The following is a 19,983-nucleotide window of genomic DNA, read 5'->3' on the forward strand; positions in this document are numbered from 1 at the left end:
GGTCGGGCGAGGTCAGGCGCGCAGGCGCAGCCCTCTGGGCGTGGCGACGAAGCCCGCGGTCTCCAACAGGACGCCCAGCGGCGACGTCAGGGCCGAGGTGCCGTTGACGCGCTCCACCGTGACCGTGCCGAGGGAGCCCGCTCGGGCGGCGCCGGCCAGCGCCTCGGCGGCGAGCGGGAGACGCGGGTCGTCGGCCGGCTCGGCGTCCGTGTCGGCCGGCCAGGCCAGCAGGGTCTTGCCACCCCGCTCCATGTACAGCGTCAGCTCACCGTCCACCAGCACCACCAGGGATCCCGCCTTGCGGCCGGGCTTGTGCCCGGCACCGGTGGGCGGCTCAGGCCAGCCCAGGGCGGCCCCGTAGGCGTTGGCCGGGTCGGCGGCGGCGAGGACGACCGCCCGGGAGGTGTGGTCGGGTCCCGTACGGCGGCCGGCGAACGGGTCGTACGACGGGCCGCGCCCGTTCTGCCAGGGCTGCGAGCCCTGGGCGGCGATGTCGCGCGGCGATACGTACTCACCGGGACGCGAGGGGAGGTAGGGCGCGTCGCCCTGACCCGGCCCGATCCCGTAGGGGTCGGACTCCGTGCCGAACGGAGCGGGCGCGTCCGGTGCCGTACGTCCCTCGCCGCGCTCCCGGGCGTTGGCCGCCGCGCGGAGGCGGTCCACGGCACCGTCCATCGCGAACTGGGCGGCGCCCAGGCCCTCCACCACATAGCCGCGCCGGGCCTGGCCCGTCTCCTCGAAGGCGGACAGCACCCGGTAGACCGCCGAGAAGCCGCCCTCGACGCCCTCCGCGGAGACGGCACCCCGGGTCACCACGCCGTGCCGGTCGAGCAGGGTGCGGGCCAGGGCGTGGGCGCGGACCGTGGTGTCGCCGTCCCGGTCGGGCAGCAGGGACCAGCGGCCGGCGACGGTGGGCGGTCCGGTGCGGGAGGCACCGCGGGCCGCCGCCGTGAGCGAGCCGTAGCGCCCGCGAGGCACCGCGCGCTTGGACCGGTGGGCCGTGGAGCCGGCGGTCCGGCCGGAGCCGAGCAGGGCGCGCATGGGGTTGAGCGTGTCGTTGGTCAGCCGACCGGACCAGGCAAGGTCCCACAGGGCGTCGGCCAGCTGCGGGTCGCCGGCCTCGGGATGGGTGGTGGCACGGACCTGGTCGGCGATCTGGCGGAAGAACAGGCCGTAACCGCCGGACAGGGCGGCCAGCACCGAGTCGTGCAGCGCGGTCGTCTCCAGCGGATGCGGGGGAGGGAGCAGCAGAGGAGCCGCGTCCGCCAGGTACAGGGAGACCCAGCCGTCCTTGCCCGGCAGCGAACCGGCGCCCGCCCAGACCACCTCTCCGGCCGCCGTGAGTTCGTCGAGCATGGCCGGGCCGTAGCCCGCCACCCGCGACGGCAGGACCAGCTTCTCCAGGGCGGAGGCGGGCACGGAAGCACCCTGCAACTGCTCGACGGCGCGCAGGAGTCCGTCGATGCCCCGCAGGGAGTGGCCCTTGCCGATGTGCTGCCACTGGGGGAGGAACTGGGCCAGCGCGGGCGGGGACACCGGCTCCAGCTCGTGCCGCAGTGCGGCCAGGGAGCGGCGGCGCAGCCGGCGCAGCACCGCCGCGTCGCACCACTCCTGGCCGATGCCGGCCGGGTGGAACTCGCCCTGCACCACCCGGCCCGCCGCCGACAGCCGCTGCAGCGCACCCTCGGTGACCGCCACACCCAGGCCGAAGCGGGCCGCCGCCGTCGCCGACGTGAACGGGCCGTGGGTGCGCGCGAACCGCGCGAGAAGGTCACCCAGGGGGTCCTTGACGGGTTCGGTGAACGCCTCGGGCACACCGACCGGCAGCGCCGTGCCCAGCGCGTCCCGCAGCCGGCCCGCGTCCTCGACGGCCGCCCAGTGGTTCTCGCCGGCGACGCGCACCCGGATGGCGCGCCGCGCGGAGGCCAGGTCCTGGGCCCACTGGGGTTCGGCGCCCCGCTCGGCGAGTTCGGCGTCCGTGAGCGGGCCGAGCATCCGCAGCAGGTCGGCGACGCTCTCCGCGTCCTTGGCGCGCCGGTCCTCGGTGAGCCACTGCAGTTCACGCTCCAGCTCGGTGAGCACCTCGGCGTCGAGCAGCTCACGCAGCTCCGCCTGGCCGAGCAGTTCGGCGAGCAGGCGGGAGTCGAGCGACAGGGCGGCGGCCCGCCGCTCGGCGAGCGGGGAGTCACCCTCGTACAGGAACTGGGCGACGTAGCCGAACAGCAGGGAGCGGGCGAAGGGGGACGGCTCCGGGGTGGTGACCTCGACCAGGCGCACCTTCCGCGCTTCCACGTCGCCCATCAGCTCGACCAGGCCTGGGACGTCGAAGACGTCCTGGAGGCACTCGCGGACCGCCTCCAGCACGATCGGGAACGAACCGAACTCGCCTGCCACCTGGAGCAGTTGGGAGGCGCGCTGGCGCTGCTGCCACAGCGGGGTGCGCCGGCCCGGGTTGCGGCGGGGCAGCAGCAGCGCGCGGGCGGCACACTCGCGGAACCGGGAGGCGAACAAGGCCGAGCCGCCGACCTGGTCGGTGACGACCTGATCGACCTCGCCCTTGTCGAAGACGACGTCGGAGGCGCCCACCGGGGCCTGGTCCGCGTCGTAGGCGGAGCCTGCCTTCATCGGCTCCTGGTCGAGCAGGTCCAGGCCCATCAGGTCGGCGTCCGGGAGCCGCAGCACGATGCCGTCGTCGGCGTGCATCACCTGCGCGTCCATGCCGTACCGCTCGGAGAGGCGGGCACCGAGCGCGAGCGCCCAGGGCGCGTGCACCTGGGCGCCGAACGGGGAGTGCACGACGACCCGCCAGTCGCCCAGCTCGTCCCGGAAGCGCTCGACCACGATGGTGCGGTCGTCCGGGACGTGACCGCAGGCCTCACGCTGCTCGGCGAGGTACGACAGCACGTTGTCCGCGGCCCAGGCGTCCAGCCCCGCGGCCAGCAGCCTCAGCCGGGCGTCCTCGTCGGACAGCGACCCCACCTCGCGCAGGAAGGCGCCCACGGCCCGGCCCAGCTCCAGCGGCCGGCCCAGCTGGTCGCCCTTCCAGAACGGCAGCCGCCCCGGCACACCCGGCGCGGGCGACACCAGGACGCGGTCGCGCGTGATGTCCTCGATGCGCCACGAGCTGGTGCCGAGCGTGAAGACGTCGCCCACGCGGGACTCGTAAACCATCTCCTCGTCCAGCTCACCGACCCGGCCCCCGCCCTTCTTGGGGTCGGCACCCGCCAGGAACACCCCGAAGAGACCCCGGTCGGGGATGGTGCCGCCCGAGGTCACGGCCAGGCGCTGGGCGCCGGGGCGTCCGGTGATCTCACCGGTGACCCGGTCCCACACCACGCGCGGGCGCAGCTCCGCGAACGCGTCCGACGGATACCGGCCGGCGAGCATGTCCAGCACCGACGTGAACGCCGACTCGGGCAGTGCGGCGAACGGGGCCGCACGGCGCACCATCGCCAGCAGGTCGTCGAACTGCCAGGCGTCCATCGCCGTCATCGCCACGAGCTGCTGGGCCAGGACGTCCAGCGGGTTCGACGGCACGCGCAGGGACTCGATCGCGCCCGTGCGCATGCGCTCCGTGACGACGGCGGCCTGCACCAGGTCGCCCCGGTACTTGGGGAACACCACGCCCGTCGAGACCGCGCCCACCTGGTGCCCCGCGCGGCCCACCCGCTGGAGTCCGGAGGCGACCGACGGCGGTGACTCGACCTGGACCACCAGGTCGACGGCGCCCATGTCGATGCCCAGCTCCAGGCTGGAGGTGGCGACCACCGCGGGCAGCCGGCCCGCCTTGAGGTCCTCCTCCACCTGGGCGCGCTGCTCCTTGGACACCGAGCCGTGGTGCGCACGCGCGATGACCGCGGGCGCGCCCTGCGCCGCCCCGGAACCGCCCATCAGCTCGGCGGGGGAGTGGTGCTCGTCCAGCGGCTCGCCGGTGGCCCGCTCGTAGGCGATCTCGTTGAGCCGGTTGCACAGGCGCTCCGCCAGGCGGCGGGAGTTCGCGAACACGATGGTCGAGCGGTGGCCCTGCACCAGGTCGGTGATCCGCTCCTCGACATGCGGCCAGATCGACGGGCGCTCCGCTCCCTCGGAGCCGTCGGCGACCGGGGAGCCGCCCAGCTCGCCCAGGTCCTCCACCGGCACCACCACGGACAGGTCGAACTCCTTGCCCGACTCCGGCTGCACGATCTCCGTCTTGCGGCGCGGCGACAGGAACCGGGCGACCTCGTCCACGGGACGCACCGTCGCCGACAGTCCGATGCGGCGGGCCGGCCGCGGCAGCAGCTCGTCCAGCCGCTCCAGGGACAGCGCGAGATGCGCGCCGCGCTTGGTGCCCGCCACCGCGTGCACCTCGTCGAGGATCACCGTCTCCACACCGGCCAGCGCGTCGCGGGTGGCGGACGTCAGCATCAGGAACAGCGACTCGGGCGTGGTGATCAGGATGTCCGGCGGGCGGGTGGCGAGGGCGCGGCGCTCGGCGGGCGGCGTGTCACCTGAGCGGATGCCGACCTTCACCTCGGGCTCGGGCAGCCCCAGGCGCACGGACTCCTGGCGGATGCCGGTCAGCGGACTGCGCAGGTTCCGCTCGACGTCGACGGCCAGGGCCTTCAGCGGGGAGACGTACAGGACACGGCAGCGCTTCTTCGGGTCGGCGGGCGGCGGGGTCGAGGCCAGTTGGTCCAGGGCGGCGAGGAAGGCGGCCAGGGTCTTCCCGGAGCCGGTGGGGGCCACGACCAGCACGTCCGAGCCCGCACCGATGGCCTGCCAGGCACCGGCCTGAGCGGCGGTGGGCGCGGAGAAGGCCCCCGTGAACCAGCCACGGGTCGCGGGGGAGAAGCCGTCCAGGGCTCGGCGCGGATCGCTGACCATGGGTCCATCGTGCACCCCGGCACTGACAATCGGGGTGATCCGGGGACGGGCCGGGGCGCGTGACAATGACGGTATGACGGAAGCGCGCCGGGAGCGGGCACGGCACTGGCAGTACGAGGAACTGCCCGGTGTCGACCTGCTGCGTGCCCGGTACATCCGCAAGTCGTTCGTCCGGCACACCCACGAGAACTTCGTGATCGCCGCGATCGCCGACGGTGTCGAGGTCTTCCACCACGGCGGCGGTGACCAGTACGCGGGCGCCGGGGCCCTCGCCCTGGTGAACCCGGACACGCCGCACACCGGCCGGGCCGGCGTGCCCGAGGGATGGCAGTACGGAGCGGTCTACCCCTCCCCGGAGGTCGTGGCCGCGATCGCCGCCGAGACCACCACGCTGCGCGGCACCCCGGGCTTCGTCACGCCGGTTCTCGACGACCCGTACACCGTGCGGATGGTGCACCAGGTGCTGCGGGCCACCGACGAGGGGAACGCGCTCGCCGCCGACACCCTGCTGCGGGTCGTGGTGACCCGGCTGCTGCGGCTCAACGGCGGCACGCTGCCCCGGCGCGAGGTACGCACGGCCGGGGCGCGGACCGCCGCACGCGCGCGTGCGGTGCTCGAGGAGCGGATGGCGGCGCCGCCCACCCTGGAACAGCTGGCCGCCGGCCTCGGCACGAGCCCTTTCGCCCTGCTGCGCGCCTTCCGCGACACCTACGGGATGCCCCCGCACACCTGGCTCACCGACGCGCGCGTACGGCGGGCCCGGCGCCTGCTGGACGCGGGGACGGCGCCCTCTCAGGCGGCCGTCGCCGTCGGGTTCACCGACCAGCCGCACTTGAACCGGCACTTCGGCCGCATCGTCGGCGTACCCCCGGGCGCCTACCAGCGCGAGCGCAAGAACGTACAAGACGCGCGCGCGGGGGCCCACGTACCGTCAGGGACGTGGCAACGGAACGGACAGCAGAACGCACGGACATACGGAACCGGCCCGGCGAGAAACCCGACGGCGCCGTGGTCCGGGACGCCCTCGGTGTCGGCATCGCCGTCGGACTCTCCGGGTTCGCCTTCGGAGTGACCTCGGCGGGCAGCGGGCTCAGCCTGCTGCAGACCTGCGCGCTCAGCCTGCTGGTGTTCACCGGCGCCTCCCAGTTCGCGCTGGTGGGAGCGCTGGCGGCGGGCGGTGGAGCCGTCACGGCCGCCGCGGGCGCGTTCTTCCTCGGCGTGCGCAACGCCTTCTACGGACTGCGGCTCTCCCAACTGCTGGCGCTGCCCCGCGCGGTGCGGCCGTTCGCCGCGCAGTGGGTGATCGACGAGACCACCGCCGTCTCGCTCGCCCAGCCCACCCGGCGCAGCGCCCGCATCGGCTTCCTGGTCACCGGGCTCAGCCTCTACCTCCTGTGGAACCTCACCACGCTGCTCGGCGCACTCGGCGCCGAGGCCATCGGGGACACCGACGCGTGGGGGCTGGACGCGGCCGGCCCAGCCGTCTTCCTGGCGCTGCTCGCCCCCATGCTGCGGACCGGCACCGAGCGGGCCGTCGCCGCGCTCGCCGTGCTGCTGGGGCTCGGACTGCTGCCCGTCCTGCCCGCAGGCGTCCCGGTCCTGGTGGCCGCGCTCGCGGCACCGGCCGTCCTGTGGGCGCACGGCCGGAAGAACGACGCGCGCGTTGACGCACGGGACGTCGCACGCGATGAGGCACGGGACACGACACGCGAAGAGGCGCGGGGTGACGCGCGGGACGCCGCGCGCGATGACGCGCGGGACGTGACGGAGGAGGACCGTTGAACATCTGGATCGCGATCGGCCTGACCGTCGTCGGTTGCTACGCCGTCAAGCTCGCAGGGCTGCTGGTGCCCGCTGGGGTCCTCGAACGCCCCCTCGTGCGGCGGCTCGCCGCGCTGCTGCCGGTCGCCCTCCTCGCCGCCCTCACGGCCCAGCAGGCCTTCGCGGACGGCCGGACGCTGGTCCTGGACGCGCGGGCGGCCGGCCTCGCCGCCGCCGCCGTGGCGCTCCTGCTGCGGGCACCGTTCCTGCTCGTGGTGGCGGCGGCCGTGCTGGTGACGGCCGGGGTCCGGGCGCTGGGCGGGTGAGACGGGGGTACTGCGGTGCCGGGTGGTCCTTGCGGGGCGGGGGCCGTGCGCCTCAGGTGACCGGGCGGCCGTACGCGGCCAGGGTGCGCAGTGCCTCGATCGTCGCCATGGGGCGTGCCTCCAGGAGGGCGAGCGGGGAGTGCGCGGGGTGGCGGACGGGCCAGCCGCCGTCCTCACGCCGGCCGGCCTCGAGGACGTCGAGGGAGCGAGCCATCTCCGCGTCGGTGAACCACGCGCGCGCGAGCGAGTCCGGCGTCCGCGCGTAGTCGTGCGGGAGGCGGGGCGCGCCGGGGTCGAGGGCCGATGGACGTCGCGTGCCGGCGTCGGCGGTCGGCGGGGCCGTGCCGAGGGCGGAGGCCGACGGGTCCGGGTCGAGGTCGTCCGGGTCGAGCACCGCCAGACCTTCCCTGCGTACGAGACGGCCCAGCCGTTCGGCGGCGGCCTCCGCGCGGGCGCGGTCCGGAGCGTGGTCCAGGAACAGCACGGCGGCTTCGACCTCCCCGGGGCGTGCCGCCTCCAGCGACTCCACGGCCTGCCAGCAGAAGTGGGTCGCGCGGAACAGCCACGCGTGCCACACCTCGTTGCGATGCAGCAGCCCCACCACCGGCCCGGTGGCCGACAGCGCACCTGGCGCGTCCGGCATCCCGGCCGCCCCACGGCCGTTCCCGACGGGACGTACGGCCGCGAGCGCGCCCTCCGCCGTCGAGACGGACGTCAGATAGCGGCACACGTCCTCCGCTCGACGGGCGTCGCACCGCCCCACGGCGTCCAGGACGCGCAGCGCGCGTGCGGTGTGCTCGGGGAGGCTGGCCGGCCCGCGCAGCCCCGGCTCCAGCGCGTGACCGTAGCCGCCGTCGTCGTTCCGGTACGCCTCCAGAGCCGTCTCCACCGGGGCGGCGGCCCCCTCGCGGAAGTGATGGGCGAACAGGCGCTGCTCCAGTACGCGCGCGGTGCGCCAGACGAAGCGCTCCGCCCGCGCGAGCGCGCCGTCCGGCGGGGACGTCAGGATGAGCGGGGCGGCTGCGATGTCGGCCATGGCACCGACCGTAGGGGCACGGCAGGGCCCGCAGGCCCCGTGGCCCTGCGCCACCCTCGCAGGCGGGATACTGGGGGGCATGCGGTTGACGGTTTTCTGGGAGCGCATGGCGGAGTACTTCGGTGCGGGCTACGCCGACACCTTCGCGCGTGACCATGTCATGTCCGAACTCGGCGGACGCACCGTCCACGAGGCGCTGGCGGCCGGCTGGGACGCCAAGGACGTCTGGCAGGTGGTCTGCACGGTGATGGGCGTCCCCCGAGAACTGCGCTGATCGTCACAGAGACCACCTGGGAGCGGACAGCGGCCGAGGCCGTGGGCGAGACTTGGGCCGTGGCAACCACCGACGAGACCGGGCCCGCGGGCCGGCACACGAGCATGCCCGGCGCGCACCCGCCCGCCGGACCACCGGTGGACCCCCCGCCCGCGCCGGGCGCCCGGATGCCGCGGTGGCTGCCGCGCGCCATGGTGCTCGCGCTCGCCCTGGTCGCCGTGTTCCAGCTGGGCAGCTGGGCCTTCCACCAGCTCACCAGCCTGCTGATCAACATCCTCATCGCGTTCTTCCTGGCGCTGGCCGTGGAACCGGCGGTGAGCTGGATGGCCGCGCGCGGGATGCGGCGGGGCATGGGCACCTTCGTCGTCTTCATGGGCGTCCTGGTCGTCGGGGCGGGTTTCGTCACGCTCCTCGGGTCCATGCTCGCGGAGCAGATCATCAAGATCGTCGAGGACTTCCCCGAGTACCTCGACTCGGTGATCAACTGGATCAACGCGCACTTCCACACCGAGCTGCGGCGGGTCGACATCCAGGAGGGCCTGCTGCGGTCCGACTGGCTGCGCAACTACGTGCAGAACAGCGCCACCGGGGTGCTGGACGTGTCCACCCAGGTGCTCGGCGGGCTCTTCCGGCTGCTGACCATCGGCCTGTTCTCGTTCTACTTCGCCGCCGACGGCCCGCGGCTGCGGCGCACCATCTGCTCCGTCCTGCCGCCCGCCCGGCAGGCCGAGGTGCTGCGGGCGTGGGAGATCGCCGTGAACAAGACGGGCGGCTACCTCTACTCGCGCGGCCTGATGGCCCTCGTCTCGGGTCTCGCGCACTACGTCCTGCTCGAGTTCCTCGACGTGCCCTACGCGCCGGTGCTGGCCGTGTGGGTGGGGCTGGTCTCGCAGTTCATCCCGACCATCGGCACGTACCTGGCGGGCGCGCTGCCCATGCTGATCGCCTTCACGGTCGCGCCCTGGTACGCGGTGTGGGTGCTGGTCTTCGTGGTGGTCTACCAGCAGTTCGAGAACTACGTCCTGCAGCCGAAGCTGACCGCCCGGACCGTCGACATCCACCCGGCGGTCGCCTTCGGGTCCGTCGTCGCGGGCACCGCGCTGCTCGGCGCCGTCGGCGCGCTGATCGCCATCCCCGCCGTCGCCACGCTGCAGGCGTTCCTCGGCGCGTACGTGAAGCGGTACGACGTCACCGACGACCCACGGGTGCTCGGCCACCGGGGACCTGGCGGGGCGGGCACCTTCGGCCACCGTGTCCGTGGCCTGTGGGCGCAACGGCGCCCGGATCAGGCAGGCACCGAACCGACGGGTACCGGACCGACCGGCGCCCGACCGACCGGTACCGAGCCGACCGGCTCCGGTGCGACCGGCGCGACCGGTGCCGGGGACGGCGGGACGGCCAGGACGTGACGGGCTGAGTTCTCCAGGATCTGGAGGACAAGGGGGCCAGGGTCCTAAGCCGATGGTTCGACGCGCTGCCCGATGCGGCCGGGTCGTCCCGCATGGTCCGATGCCGTGGTGAGCGATCTTGTGAACGATCCCGGTCCCGCCGTCCGCACCCGCCTGGCCGAGGAGCGGAACGTCTGGCTGTGCACCGTGCGTCCCGACGGCTCGGCCCACGTCACACCCGTCTGGTTCGTCTACGGCCGTTCCCGGTGGTGGATCGGCGCCGACGAGAGGGCCGTCAAGGTCAGGAACGTCCGTGCGGAGCCGCGTGTGTCCCTGGCCTTGGAGGACGGACGGTCCCCGGTCGTCGCGGAAGGGGACGCGACGGTGCTCCTCGACGCGTTCCCCCGCGAGGTCGTGGCCGCCTTCAGGGAGAAGTACCGGTGGGACGTGGCCGCGCCCACGAGCCCCGGCAGCGCTCGCGTGCTGCTGGAGGTGCGGGTGCGGCGATGGCTGCTGGCGGGCACGGCTCAGTGACGCGGGGCCCGGCGGTGCGGCTTGACACGAAAATCGAACATCCATTCTTATGGAAGCGCCGGTGAGGCTCGACACCGGGCGTTCTGCCCTAGTTCATACGGGTAGGTGCCCGGGTTATCCACAGGCCGGACGTGCGTCGGGGCGCGTTGTCAGTGGCAGGCGTTAGCGTCTTTGACGTGAAGCGATCGACTCAAGCAAATCGGGTGGAACCCATGGCAGGAACCGACCGCGAGAAGGCGCTCGACGCCGCGCTCGCACAAATTGAACGGCAATTCGGCAAGGGCGCGGTCATGCGCATGGGTGACCGGACGAACGAGCCCATCGAGGTCATCCCGACCGGGTCGACCGCGCTCGACGTCGCCCTCGGCGTCGGCGGCCTGCCGCGCGGCCGCGTGGTGGAGATCTACGGACCGGAGTCCTCCGGTAAGACGACCCTGACCCTGCACGCGGTGGCGAACGCGCAGAGGGCCGGCGGCCAGGTCGCCTTCGTGGACGCGGAGCACGCCCTCGACCCCGAGTACGCGAAGAAGCTCGGCGTCGACATCGACAACCTGATCCTGTCCCAGCCGGACAACGGCGAGCAGGCCCTGGAGATCGTGGACATGCTGGTCCGCTCCGGCGCCCTCGACCTCATCGTCATCGACTCCGTCGCCGCGCTCGTCCCGCGTGCGGAGATCGAGGGCGAGATGGGTGACAGCCACGTCGGTCTCCAGGCCCGTCTGATGAGCCAGGCCCTGCGGAAGATCACCAGCGCGCTCAACCAGTCCAAGACCACCGCCATCTTCATCAACCAGCTCCGCGAGAAGATCGGCGTGATGTTCGGCTCGCCGGAGACCACGACCGGTGGTCGCGCGCTGAAGTTCTACGCCTCCGTGCGCATCGACATCCGCCGCATCGAGACCCTGAAGGACGGCACCGAGGCGGTCGGCAACCGCACCCGCTGCAAGGTCGTCAAGAACAAGGTCGCGCCGCCCTTCAAGCAGGCCGAGTTCGACATCCTCTACGGCCAGGGCATCAGCCGCGAGGGCGGTCTGATCGACATGGGCGTGGAGCACGGCTTCGTCCGCAAGGCCGGCGCCTGGTACACGTACGAGGGCGACCAGCTCGGCCAGGGCAAGGAGAACGCCCGCAACTTCCTGAAGGACAACCCCGACCTCGCCAACGAGATCGAGAAGAAGATCCTGACGAAGCTGGGCGTCGGCGTGCGGCCCGAGGAGCCCGCCACCGAAGCGGCCGCGGACGCCGCGGGCACCGCTCCCGCCGAGCCGGCCACCGCGGTACCGGCCCCGGCGGCCAAGGGCTCCAAGGCCAAGGCCGCGGCGGCCAAGAGCTGACCCGTGACCCGACGAACCGACTGGGCCGAGTACGAGTACGACGCCCCCGGTGCCCCACGAGGGAGGGGCGCCGCGGGCGACGGCGACGACCCGGCCGGGAACGGTGGCACGGCGTACGACGACGGCACGGACCCCGGCGGCCTCCCGTACCCGGCCGGCGACGGCGGCCGGCGGCGCGGCGGTCGTACGGCACGGACGGGTGGCTCGCGTGACGGCGGGCCGCACGGCGGACGCGGGCGCAGACGCCGCTCCTTCGGCGAGGCGGCCGCGGCGGACGGGGGCGACTCCAGCTCGTCGAGGGCGGAGCGGGAGGAGTCTCCGGGGGACCCGGTGGAGCGGGCGCGGGCGATCTGCCTGCGGCTGCTCACCGGGACCCCGCGCACCCGGAAACAGCTCGCCGACGCCCTCCGTAAGCGGGAGATCCCGGACGAGGCCGCCGAGGAGGTGCTGTCCCGGTTCGAGGAGGTCGGACTGATCAACGACAGCGCCTTCGCGGACGCCTGGGTGGACTCCCGGCACCACGGCCGCGGGCTGGCCCGCCGTGCGCTCGCGCAGGAGCTGCGCACCAAGGGCGTGGACCCCACGCTGATCGACGAGGCCGTCTCCCGGCTCGACTCCGATCAGGAGGAGGAGACCGCCCGCGAACTGGTCGCCCGCAAGCTGCGCACCACCCGCGGCCTCGACCGCGACAAGCGGATACGCCGCCTCGCCGGGATGCTCGCCCGCAAGGGCTACCCGCAGGGCCTCGCCCTGCGCGTGGTCCGCCAGGCACTGGAGGAAGAGGGCGAGGACACCGAGTTCCTCGGCGACGAGGGGTACTGAACCGGCGGACACGGCTCGCACGCGAGGCGGACACCGGGATCGCAGGCGCGCGTCCGCAGGCCAGGTGGTCCGCCGACGCCTACTCCGGTGCCGGCACCACCGGCAGACCCGCCACCCGCCATGCCTGGAAGCCACCCACCAGATCGGTGGCCCTGTACAGCCCCAGCCGGTGGAGGGACTCCGCCGCCAGACTGGAGGCGTAGCCCTCGTCGCAGACCACAACGACGCGCGCGTCGTGACTCGTGGCCTCGGGGAGACGGTGGCTGCCGCGCGGGTCCAGACGCCACTCCAGCTCGTTGCGCTCGACGACCAGCGCGCCGGGGATCAGCCCGTCCCGCTCCCGCAGGGCCGCGTACCGGATGTCCACGAGCACCGCGTCGCCGGACCGGGCGGCCTCGTACGCCTGCTCGGCCTCGATCCGGACGTAGCCCGAGCGCACCCGCTTCAGCAGTTCGTCGATCCCGGCCGTCCCGGCGGGGTCCCGCCCGGGGTCCGTGGCGCTCACTGCCAGTCCTCGGGGCGCTCGACCTGCTCCAGACGCAGCACCGGCCCGCTGCGGCTGTAGCGGCGGATCCGCGGCAGCGGCGGGTAGTAGGCGTGCACGGAGATCGCGTGGTGGTCCGCCGACTCGTTCAGCACCTCGTGCACGTGATGCCGGCCGAAGGCGCGGCCCTGTCCGGCCGCCAGCCGCCGCTCCCGGTCCACGCCGTCCGTGAGTTCGAGGGTCGTCCAGCCGTCGGTGGGCAGCCGGACGGCGAGGGAGTTCTCCTTCAGCTCGCCCGACGCCGTCATGAACGCGCCGACCGAGTCGGCGTGGTCGTGCCAGCCCGTGCCGGTGCCGGGCGGCCAGCCGATCAGCCAGGCCTCGCTGCCGCCCGGCCCGCCGAGCCGCACCCAGGTGCGCCCCTCGGGATCCAGCGGAAGGGAGACGATCAGTTCGGCGTCGGCGACGGTACGCCGTACGAAGTCGAGGAGGTCGGCCTGCGTCGGCGCGGAGACGGGAGCCGGGGCAGGGGAGGAGACAGACATGTGCACCGTCCCTGGAGGTGAAGTCGCGGAAGGCGCGCGGCGACGGCGTCCGGGGCGGACGGTCGGAGCGGCGCGCGCAAAGAAGGGGAGATCGCGTATCAGCAGGACGGGCGACACACGCAGCCCGCATAGCGGAGGAGGTCCATATGGACCCTCCGCCACAGGTGCACGCAGGTGTCGGTCACGAGCGGGAGTACACCACGCGCCCGAGACCTGGTTCAACTCCTCGCCACGATGTGGACGACGGCGTGGCGGGACCACGCGGGTGGGCGCTCGGGGACGGCTGAGGGCGCGCTCGGCGCACCCCGGTGCTCAGCCGGCCCCCGGCTCAGCGCGTCCCCGCACCCGCGTCCTCCTTGGCGCCCTTGGCCCCCCGGGCGCCTTTGGCCTCCTTGGCGCCCTTGGCTCCCGGCTCCGCGGCGGCCTGGCCGCCGAGCGCCGCTTCGGCAGCCGCGTACATGTCCGCCGGGCGCACCCCGTTCAGCGCGGTGACGAGGTGGCCGTCAGGGCGGACGAGCAGCACGGTGTGGGCGGCTGCCCCCGGATAGCTCTCGGCGACCAGCAGTTCCGCGCGGCGCGGCAGCGCGGAGACGGCCGCCGCCAGCCGGGGCATGATGCCGGCGGACACCCAGTGCCGGCGTTCCCACACCCCGGTGCCCGGCGCGATCAGCACCACCAGCAGGGCCCCCCGCCCGAGCCGGTCCCGCAGTTGGACGAAGGTCCCGTCCTCGGCGGTGACCCGGACGTCGTCCACCGTCGCTCCCGGCGCCGTGGCGACCGGCGCCGCGCCCTCCAGACGGCCGGGCGCGAGGGGCGAGTCCGCGTACGAACCCGGCGCGCCCAGGGCGCCTCGGCCGAGGTGACCGTCCATCAGGAGCGTGTCGTGGCTGCGCGAGGAGCCGGGGACGTAGGTGCGCAGTCCCCCACCGCCGCGCAACAACGGCAGCGCCTGGTCGGCGGCGCGCAGCCGGGAGGCGACGATCGCGCGGCGCTCGGTCTGGTAGCTGTCGAGCAGGGCCTCGTGCGGGCCGTGATGCCAGGCCAGCGCCAGTTTCCAGGCGAGGTTGTCGGCGTCGCGCAGCCCCTCGTCCAGCCCGTGCGTGCCCAGCGCGCCGAGCAGGTGCGCCGCGTCCCCGGCGAGGAAGACGCGGTGGGCCCGCCAGCGCCGGGCGAGCCGGTGGTGGACCGTGTGAACCCCGGTGTCCAGCAGCTCGTACGGCGGGGTCGAGCCGCCGTTCCAGCCGGCCAGGGTCTCCCGGATGCGGGCCAGCAACATCTCGGGGGTGACCAGGTCCTTGCCCGGAGGCAGCAGCCAGTCCAGCCGCCACACCCCGTCCGGCAGCGGGCGGGCGGTGATCTCCCCGGCGGAGGGACCGGACGTGCGCCACGGCGGCGCACGGTGCAGCAGCGCCTCGTCCTGCCAGGGCAGTTCGGTGCGCAGGGCGGCGACGGCGTGACGTTCCACCGCGGTGCGGCCCGGGAAGCGGATGTCCTGGAGCTTGCGCACGGTGGAGCGCGGGCCGTCGCAGCCGACCAGGTAACTGCCGCGCCACCAGGTGCCGGTGGCGCCCCGGGTGTGGGCGGTGATGCCGGAGCGTTCCTGCTCCATGGTGTCCAGCCGGCTGTCCGCGGCGATCCTGACGAGCCGTTCGCTGTCCAGGGCGGCGCGCAGTGCCCCGGTCAGGACGTGCTGGGCGATGTGCAGGGGAGCGGCGCCGGCGTCCTCGAAGGCGACCTCGGACGTCACCTGCTTGCGCCGCATCGACCGCCATCCGGCCCAACGGAAGCCCGCGTGCGCGAGGGGGATGCCGGTCAGCCGCTCCATGAGCGCGGCGGTGTCCTCGCGCAGGACGACGGTGCGCGCGGGGCGGGGTTCGTCCTTGCCCGGCCCCTCGTCGAGGACCACGCTCGGTACTTCCTGACGCGCCAGCGCCAGCGCCAGCGTGAGCCCGACGGGCCCCGCTCCGACGATGATCACCGGATCCACGGCGCGGCGCCCCCTGCCCGGAGTGACGTCCCGGAGGACGTGGCGGAACAGGAAGATGGAGCAGGGTGCACGATCACAGAACGTATGCAACCCATTGCCGGTGCTTGCGTCAAGTGACCGACGGACAGTGGCGATCATGAAATGGGTACGCGGGTCGTCCCGGTGGGTGACTGTTCATCACACGGGTCCGACGTGTGAGGCTCGCGTGTCCCGCGGGCGCGGCCTGGCACCGGACACGACTGTGGCCCGCCGGGACTCGGCGGGCCGCAGTCGTGCCGGACGTCAGAGGAGTGTCACTGGCCGGCGCCCGTCTTGAAGGTGCCCCCGACCTCCGCGGCGTTGATGTCGTCGACGTCCCCGGCGCCGACGACCGCGCCCGTGCTCTTCTTGCTGCGCCGCAGCCGCGCTTCCAGCCAGCTGGCGAACGACGTCAGGGCGAAGTTCAGAGCGATGAAGATCACCGCCACCACGGTGAAGCTGGCGATGGTGTTGGCGCCGTAGTAGGCGCTCATCGTGTTCGCGGAGGCGAGCAGCTCGCTGAAGGTCAGGACCGCACCACCCAGGGCGGTGTCCTTCACGATCACGACGAGCTGGCTGACGATGGCAGGCAGCATCGCGGTGACGGCCTGCGGCAGCAGGATCAGCCGCATGATCTGGTTCTTGCGCATACCGATCGCCATCGCGCTCTCGCGCTGCCCCTTGGGCAGGGACAGGATGCCCGCCCGGACGATCTCGGCGAGAACCGACGCGTTGTACAGCACCAGACCGGTGACGACCGCGTACAGCGGACGGTCGTCAGAGCTCACGTTGGTGTACTCGGAGAACAGCGCCAGACCGAAGATCATCAGGACCAGCACAGGGATGGACCGGAAGAACTCGACCACGACCGCGGCCGGCACACGGACCCACGCGTGGTCCGAGAGTCGTGCGATACCGAGAACGGCGCCGAGCGGCAGCGCGATGATCACGGCGAGGACCGCGGCCTTGAGGGTGTTCTCCAGGCCCGGCCAGATGTACGTCGACCAGGCTTCGGTGCCGGTGAAGAACATCTCCCACTTGGCCCACTCGAGCTGGTCCTTCTCGACGAGCTCGTTGATCACCCACCACAGGACGGCCGCGAGGGCGATCAGGAAGACGATCGTGAAAAGGACGTTGCGCCGCTTGGCGCGAGGGCCCTGCGCGTCGTAGAGAACGGAGCTCATCGCTTCACCGCCACCTTCTTGCCCACCCAGCCGAGGATCAGTCCGGTCGGCAGGGTCAGAACCACGAACACCAGGGCGACGATCGCGGAGATCAGCAGGAGCTGCGCCTCGTTCTCGATCATCTCCTTCATCAGCAGCGCCGTCTCGGCGACGCCGATCGCGGCGGCCACGGTGGTGTTCTTGATGAGCGCGATCAACACGTTCGCCAGCGGAACGACTGAGGACCGGAACGCCTGAGGGAGTACCACGTGCCGCAGCACCTGACCGAAGCTGAGCCCGATGGCCCGGGCCGCCTCCGCCTGGCCGACGGGCACCGTGTTGATCCCGGACCGCAGCGCCTCGCACACGAAGGCGGAGGTGTAGAGGATCAGACCAAGGACGGCGAGGCGGAAGTTGATCGTCTCGAAGTCACCGTTGCCGCCGAGTTCGACGCCCAGCGTCTGGTTCAGGCCCAGCGACGCGAACAGAATGATCACGGTCAGCGGGATGTTCCGCACGATGTTCACGTAGGCGGACCCGAAGCCGCGCATCAGCGGGACGGGGCCCACCCGCATGGCCGCCAGTGCCGTGCCCCAAATCAGGGAGCCGATGGCCGAGAGCACAGCGAGCTGCACTGTCGTCCAGACGGCTCCCGCCAGGTCGTAATCCTGAAGAAAGTCGAACACAATCTCCCGCGCTTCCGCGTGTAGGGATGCCCGCCCCGGCGCGCCGCCCCTTCGGGAGGGCGGCGCGCCCCGTCAGGCCCAGCCTCAGCTCTTGATGTCGCCGATCTTCGGCGCCTGCTCGTTCTTGTAGTTGGCCGGACCGAAGTTGTCCTTGACCGCCGTGTCCCAGGCACCGTCGGCGACCATGGCTTCGAGCGCCTCGTTGATCTTGTCCTTGAGGTCGCTGCCCTTCTTGACACCGATGCCGTAGTTCTCGTTGGTCATCTTGAAGCCGCCCAGCTTGAACTTGCCCTTGAACTGGGACTGCGAGGCATAACCGGCGAGGATCGAGTCGTCCGTGGTCAGCGCGTCGATGGCGCCGTTCTGGAGACCGGTCAGACAGGCGGAGTAGGTCGGGTAGTTCTGCAGCTGGGCCTTGGGGGCCAGCTTCTCCTTGACGTTCTGCGCCGAGGTGGAACCGGTGACGGAGCAGAGCTTCGCGTCGTTGAGGTCCTCCGGCGACTTGATCTTGTCGTCGTCGGCGCGGAGCAGCACGTCCTGGTGGGCGAGCAGGTAGGGGCCGGCGAAGTCGACCTTCTCCTGGCGCTCCGGGGTGATCGAGTAGGTCGCGGCGATGAAGTCGACGTCACCGCGCTGCAGCATGGTCTCGCGGTCGGCGCTCTTCGACTCCTTCCACTCGATCTGGTCCTCGTTGTAACCGAGCTTCTTGGCGACATAGGTGGCGACGTCCACGTCGAAGCCCGCGTAACCCTGCGGGGTCTTCTGGCCAAGGCCCGGCTGGTCGAACTTGATGCCGATCGTGATCTTGCCCTTGCCGTCGCCGCCGGAGGACGATCCGTTGTCGTCGCCGTTGTCGCCGCCGCACGCGGTGGCGGACAGGGCGAGGGCGAGTACGGCGGCCGAGGCGGCGGTGACCTTGCGGAGCTTCATGGTGCACATCCTTTGACTGGTGAAGTGATGCGGCCCGGTCAATGTCCGGTGACGCAGGTCGGCAGGGGCGCTGCGCCTCAGTGGTGAAGGATCTTCGAGAGGAAGTCCTTGGCACGGTCGCTGCGCGGATTGCTGAAGAACTGGTCCGGCGTCGCCTCTTCGACGATGCGGCCGTCCGCCATGAAGACCACGCGGTTCGCGGCGGAACGCGCGAACCCCATTTCGTGGGTGACGACGATCATGGTCATGCCGTCACGGGCGAGCTGCTGCATGACCTCGAGGACCTCATTGATCATCTCGGGGTCGAGAGCCGACGTCGGCTCGTCGAAGAGCATGACCTTGGGTTCCATCGCCAGGGCCCGCGCGATGGCGACGCGCTGCTGCTGACCACCGGAGAGCTGTGCGGGGTACTTCTCGGCCTGCGCGCCCACGCCGACCCGGTCGAGGAGGGCACGCGCCCGCTCCTCGGCCGCCTTCTTGTCCTTCTTGCGGACCTTGACCTGCCCCAGCGTCACGTTCTCCAGCACGGTCTTGTGCGCGAAGAGGTTGAAGGACTGGAAGACCATGCCCACGTCGGCACGGAGCCTTGCGAGCGCCTTGCCCTCGTCGGGCAGGGGCTTGCCGTCGATGGTGATCGAGCCGGAGTCGATCGTCTCCAGACGGTTGATGGTGCGGCACAGGGTGGACTTTCCGGACCCGGAGGGTCCGATGACCACGACGACTTCGCCGCGGGCGATCGTCAGGTCGATGTCCTGGAGTACGTGCAACGCGCCGAAGTGCTTGTTGACGCTCTTCAGGACGACCAGATCGCCGGTCGCGGCCGCGTCTTCCTTGGCCACCGATACTTCGGTCATCGCTAGCAGGCTCCGTCCTCCTCGGTTTGGGAGGACAGTAGTAACCCTTCAGACCTGCGTCATTACATCTGAGGGGAATCTGAGCATCACGATCCGATAGCAATCGGACACCTGTCGTAGCACTTGCGAGCTGGGGGTATTGCGGCGCGGTAACCGGTACCGAAGCGCAACCGGAACCCCCTTGACGTCGTCCTCGCTCATCGGCGTGACTGCAAGGTGCACCCGCGCGTGCCCATCATGGAGACATCCGCACGTGTACGGCCGACGAATCGAAGGGGGACCTGGTGAGACTGCTGCTCGTCGAGGACGACAACCACGTCGCCGCGGCCCTCTCCGCCGTCCTGGCCCGCCACGGCTTCGACGTCACGCACGCCCGCAGCGGCGAGGAGGCGCTCCAGGCGCTCGTCCCCGAGGGCGAGGGATTCGGCGTCGTCCTGCTCGACCTCGGCCTCCCCGACCAGGACGGGTACGAGGTATGCGGCAAGATCCGCAAGCGCACCAGCACCCCCGTGATCATGGTGACCGCGCGCTCCGACGTGCGTTCCCGCATCCACGGCCTCAACCTCGGCGCCGACGACTACGTGGTGAAGCCGTACGACACCGGGGAGCTGCTCGCACGGATCCACGCCGTCAGCCGGCGCACGCTGCACGAGGAGGCCACCGGCTCCACGGAGACCCAGGTGCGGCTGGGCGCGGTGCTCATCGAGCTGCCCACCCGGCAGGTCACCGTCAACGGCACCCCCGTCCAGCTCACCCGCAAGGAGTTCGACCTGCTGGCGCTGCTCGCCCAGCGGCCGGGCGTGGTCTTCCGGCGCGAGCAGATCATCAGCGAGGTGTGGCGCACCAGCTGGGAAGGGACCGGACGCACCCTGGAGGTGCACGTCGCCTCCCTGCGCTCCAAGCTGCGCATGCCCGCCCTGATCGAGACCGTGCGCGGCGTCGGCTACCGGCTCGTCGCGCCCGCCGCGTAGCGGG

At 72.3% G+C, this 19,983-nt stretch carries 19 protein-coding genes; 9 read left to right on the plus strand and 10 right to left on the minus strand.

Going from position 1 to position 19,983, the window contains the following annotated elements:
* Nucleotides 1-12 precede the first annotated feature (12 nt).
* Nucleotides 13-4,866, minus strand: coding sequence for an ATP-dependent helicase (locus F3L20_RS07850; RefSeq protein ID WP_150153321.1), 4,854 nt, complete (start codon nt 4,864-4,866; stop codon nt 13-15).
* A 73-nt stretch (nt 4,867-4,939) separates the two neighbouring features.
* On the opposite strand from F3L20_RS07850, the gene F3L20_RS07855 reads away from it, so the two are divergent.
* The 3 genes from F3L20_RS07855 to F3L20_RS07865 are packed head-to-tail and all read left to right on the plus strand — an operon-like array spanning nt 4,940 to nt 6,953.
* Entirely contained in the window at nt 4,940-5,938 is a 999-nt protein-coding gene (locus F3L20_RS07855) for an AraC family transcriptional regulator (protein WP_150153323.1), read from the plus strand.
* The gene (locus F3L20_RS07860; RefSeq protein ID WP_150157257.1) at nt 5,839-6,648 is read left to right on the plus strand and encodes an AzlC family ABC transporter permease; all 810 of its coding nucleotides are present in this window, start codon (nt 5,839-5,841) and stop codon (nt 6,646-6,648) included. Before F3L20_RS07855 ends, F3L20_RS07860 begins: the two co-directional genes overlap by 100 nt.
* The gene (locus F3L20_RS07865) at nt 6,645-6,953 is read left to right on the plus strand and encodes an AzlD domain-containing protein (RefSeq protein WP_150153325.1); all 309 of its coding nucleotides are present in this window, start codon (nt 6,645-6,647) and stop codon (nt 6,951-6,953) included. The genes F3L20_RS07860 and F3L20_RS07865 overlap by 4 nt, the downstream gene beginning before the upstream one ends.
* 52 nt (nt 6,954-7,005) lie before the next feature.
* On the opposite strand, the gene F3L20_RS07870 is transcribed toward F3L20_RS07865, so the two are convergent.
* Complete coding sequence (locus F3L20_RS07870; RefSeq protein ID WP_150153327.1) at nt 7,006-7,989, minus strand: hypothetical protein; 984 nt, start codon at nt 7,987-7,989, stop codon at nt 7,006-7,008.
* Between the two features lie 79 nt (nt 7,990-8,068).
* On the opposite strand from F3L20_RS07870, the gene F3L20_RS07875 reads away from it, so the two are divergent.
* From F3L20_RS07875 to recX, 5 genes are all read left to right on the plus strand, one after another.
* Complete coding sequence (locus F3L20_RS07875) at nt 8,069-8,263, plus strand: DUF3046 domain-containing protein (RefSeq protein WP_145828521.1); 195 nt, start codon at nt 8,069-8,071, stop codon at nt 8,261-8,263.
* 59 nt (nt 8,264-8,322) lie between these two features.
* Entirely contained in the window at nt 8,323-9,672 is a 1,350-nt protein-coding gene (locus F3L20_RS07880; RefSeq protein WP_150153329.1) for an AI-2E family transporter, read from the plus strand.
* Nucleotides 9,673-9,780: 108 nt separating this feature from the next.
* Nucleotides 9,781-10,185, plus strand: a complete 405-nt coding sequence (locus F3L20_RS07885) for a pyridoxamine 5'-phosphate oxidase family protein (RefSeq protein ID WP_240810860.1) — start codon at nt 9,781-9,783, stop codon at nt 10,183-10,185.
* Between the two features lie 212 nt (nt 10,186-10,397).
* Complete coding sequence (gene recA, locus F3L20_RS07890; RefSeq protein WP_145828523.1) at nt 10,398-11,519, plus strand: recombinase RecA; 1,122 nt, start codon at nt 10,398-10,400, stop codon at nt 11,517-11,519.
* 3 nt (nt 11,520-11,522) lie between these two features.
* A complete protein-coding gene (recX, locus tag F3L20_RS07895; protein WP_150153333.1) occupies nt 11,523-12,341 on the plus strand; it encodes a recombination regulator RecX in 819 nt (272 codons plus the stop codon).
* Nucleotides 12,342-12,420: 79 nt separating this feature from the next.
* Here recX and F3L20_RS07900 read toward each other — a convergent pair whose 3' ends face one another.
* From F3L20_RS07900 to F3L20_RS07930, 8 genes are all read right to left on the minus strand, one after another.
* Nucleotides 12,421-12,846, minus strand: a complete 426-nt coding sequence (locus tag F3L20_RS07900; protein ID WP_240810861.1) for a rhodanese-like domain-containing protein — start codon at nt 12,844-12,846, stop codon at nt 12,421-12,423.
* Nucleotides 12,843-13,370 carry a cysteine dioxygenase gene (locus F3L20_RS07905; RefSeq protein WP_150153334.1) on the minus strand — a complete coding sequence of 176 codons (528 nt, stop codon included), beginning with the start codon at nt 13,368-13,370 and terminating at the stop codon, nt 12,843-12,845. Before F3L20_RS07905 ends, F3L20_RS07900 begins: the two co-directional genes overlap by 4 nt.
* A gap of 98 nt (nt 13,371-13,468) precedes the next feature.
* A complete protein-coding gene (locus F3L20_RS35560; protein ID WP_358875423.1) occupies nt 13,469-13,555 on the minus strand; it encodes a putative leader peptide in 87 nt (28 codons plus the stop codon).
* 143 nt (nt 13,556-13,698) lie between these two features.
* On the minus strand, nt 13,699-15,357 hold the full coding sequence (locus F3L20_RS07910) for an FAD-dependent monooxygenase (protein ID WP_240810862.1): 1,659 nt from the start codon (nt 15,355-15,357) through the stop codon (nt 13,699-13,701).
* A 293-nt stretch (nt 15,358-15,650) separates the two neighbouring features.
* A complete protein-coding gene (locus F3L20_RS07915; protein WP_150153339.1) occupies nt 15,651-16,559 on the minus strand; it encodes an amino acid ABC transporter permease in 909 nt (302 codons plus the stop codon).
* The gene (locus F3L20_RS07920; RefSeq protein WP_150153341.1) at nt 16,556-17,224 is read right to left on the minus strand and encodes an amino acid ABC transporter permease; all 669 of its coding nucleotides are present in this window, start codon (nt 17,222-17,224) and stop codon (nt 16,556-16,558) included. Before F3L20_RS07920 ends, F3L20_RS07915 begins: the two co-directional genes overlap by 4 nt.
* Nucleotides 17,225-17,308: 84 nt before the next feature.
* Nucleotides 17,309-18,154, minus strand: a complete 846-nt coding sequence (locus F3L20_RS07925) for a glutamate ABC transporter substrate-binding protein (RefSeq protein ID WP_150153343.1) — start codon at nt 18,152-18,154, stop codon at nt 17,309-17,311.
* 77 nt (nt 18,155-18,231) lie between these two features.
* A complete protein-coding gene (locus tag F3L20_RS07930; protein ID WP_024885670.1) occupies nt 18,232-19,008 on the minus strand; it encodes an amino acid ABC transporter ATP-binding protein in 777 nt (258 codons plus the stop codon).
* A 284-nt stretch (nt 19,009-19,292) separates the two neighbouring features.
* On the opposite strand from F3L20_RS07930, the gene F3L20_RS07935 reads away from it, so the two are divergent.
* The gene (locus F3L20_RS07935; protein WP_150153344.1) at nt 19,293-19,979 is read left to right on the plus strand and encodes a response regulator transcription factor; all 687 of its coding nucleotides are present in this window, start codon (nt 19,293-19,295) and stop codon (nt 19,977-19,979) included.
* Nucleotides 19,980-19,983: the final 4 nt, after the last annotated feature.

This window comes from Streptomyces tendae (assembly GCF_008632955.1).
Taxonomy (GTDB): Bacteria; Actinomycetota; Actinomycetes; order Streptomycetales; family Streptomycetaceae; genus Streptomyces.